Origin of the sequence: Sphingomonas sp. 10B4 (assembly GCF_035019905.1) — a bacterium.
GTDB classification, from domain to species: domain Bacteria; phylum Pseudomonadota; class Alphaproteobacteria; order Sphingomonadales; family Sphingomonadaceae; genus Sphingomonas; species Sphingomonas glacialis.
This window is the reverse complement of record NZ_JASJVC010000147.1, coordinates 1-2,067: the sequence shown is the minus strand read 5'-3', so window position 1 is coordinate 2,067 and position 2,067 is coordinate 1. Positions and strand designations below refer to the sequence as shown.

2 protein-coding genes are annotated in these 2,067 nt (G+C 61.6%); both read right to left on the bottom strand.

Annotated features, from left to right (window positions below; genetic code table 11):
• Window positions 1-98: 98 nt before the first annotated feature.
• Entirely contained in the window at window positions 99-1,013 is a 915-nt protein-coding gene (locus QN347_RS19100) for a transposase (RefSeq protein ID WP_322164255.1), read from the bottom strand.
• Window positions 1,014-1,076: 63 nt separating this feature from the next.
• On the bottom strand, window positions 1,077-1,538 hold the full coding sequence (locus tag QN347_RS19095; protein ID WP_322164256.1) for a transposase: 462 nt from the start codon (window positions 1,536-1,538) through the stop codon (window positions 1,077-1,079).
• Window positions 1,539-2,067: the final 529 nt, after the last annotated feature.

Here is a 2,067-nt window from a genome sequence, read left to right as displayed (position 1 = left end):
TCGCAGCGGCATGAAACCGGCGGACGCTCCACTTAGCAATCGCGCCGAGCTGTTCAAATGAACCGAGCCACCTCTCATTGGGGCGCGAAAAGACCGGTTTACCCCCTCGCCGCGGCGATCAGGCCCGGGACACCGACCAGAGTGATGGCCCGTCTGATATTATAGGCGAGCGCGGTCAGGCTGAACTCGCCGCGAACGTTCTCGAGGCGGCGCATCAGGAACGTACCTTGGCCCATCCACTGCTTGATGGTGCCGAAGGGATGCTCGACGCTGTTTCGCCGGTGGTCCAGCATCTCGGGCCTGGCCGCCAACCGCGCCGACATGCGGTCGAGAACGGCCTCGTTCTCCAGGCGCGAGACGCGGCGGAATGAGCGAGTGCAGCGCGATCTCAGCACGCACGCCTTGCAGGCACCGCGGTTGGCATAGTCAACCTTCACATTGTCGCGCGACTTGCCCCGGTAGCGCGGCGAAAGTGCTGCCCCGGCCGGGCAAACGAAGACGTCCCGGTCAGGCTCGTAGCGGAACACCTCTTTGCCGAAGAAGCCCTCGCGCACGGCGGGACCGCGGACTGGCTTGGGCACATAAGCCGTAACCCCGGCCGCCTCGCAGGCTTCAATATCCTCGATCTTGAAGTACCCCCGGTCGGCGACGGCCTCGATCCGCTCGACGCCAAGCGCTTCCATTGCTGCGGTCGCGGTCTGCGCGAGCAGGCCCAGGTCGAGGACCTGGTTGCTCACCGCCTGCTCCGCGATCAGCTTGTGCTTCACGTCGACGGCGAGCTGGATGTTGTAGCCGACCCCCACTTTGGTCATGCGCGCCATCGCGCGGGCATCCGGATCGGTCAGCGATATCTGGTCGGCGCCGGTGCGATCTAGTTCGGCGAGCATCTCCTTGTGACGATCGCGCTTGCCCTGGATGGCGGCGATTTTCTCGGCCAGTTTGTCGTCACCGCCGCCCGAACCGCCACCTGGCGTGCGGTCCTCGTCGGCATCCCCCTCGTCGAGCCGTTTCATGTAGCTGGCGAGCTTCTCGTCGGCGTCCTGGATGAACTTGGCCAGTGATGCTCGGGTGAAGTTTCAGGTCTTGTTGTTGACCGCCTTGATGCGCGTGCCGTCGACCGCCACGAGCTCGCGCCCGAAGAGGTCGAGTTGACGACATAGCACTACGAACTCGCGGAACACCGCCTTGAATGCTGCACGGTTGTCGCGGCGGAAGTCGGCGATGGTTTTGAAGTCCGGCTTGAGGTGCCGCAGCAGCCAGATGACCTCGATATTGCGGTGGGTCTCGGCTTCGAGGCGACGGCTCGACCGGATCCGGTTCAGGTAGCCATAGATGTAGAGCTTGAGCAGATCAGCCGGATCGTAGCCCGGGCGGCCCGTTTCCTTGGGCTGTACACGCACGAACCCGGCTGCACCAAGGTCGAGCCCGTCGACAAAGGCCTCGATGAACCGGACCGGATTATCCGGTCCGACATAATCATCAACCGCCTCGGGCAGCAGCAGGAGCTGCGAGCGGTCCGTTCCAGACAGATGCGCCATGCCAGAAACATACCATCTGTTGCGATCTACGGGAATCCTCAGGCCGGGTTTTCACAGGCTCTGTGTGAATTTTGCATCAGGAATAGCTGGTAAACGCCAGATAAGGATATCGCGCTTGACGATCGCGCCAAGACGCGTGAGCTATCCGCGAGATTTTTAGGGGACCGCTTGTGCGTAATCGATTGGCCGTGTGCGCGGCTGTAGCAATTTTTGTCGCGGCAAGCCCCGCTTTGGCCGAGTGCTCCGTATCGTCTGATACTGGAGCTGTCGCAAAACCAATCGATATGACTGTTCAAGCAGACGCGAACATCGTCGCTTCTATGAGCTTGCTGCCAAAGCTGATGCACATCGACTATTCGAGTGCGGCAGGGAAAAAGCCGTCATGCGACCTGGGCCAGTTCACTGCGGGCACAGCGTCATACGAGCTATACGGTGATGACAAGGCTGGTCGACAGTAATTACCCACCCCCTACCGGCTATAAGGCAGAGACGGCACCGAGGATGGTCTGGAATGGACTGCCTCCTGCGA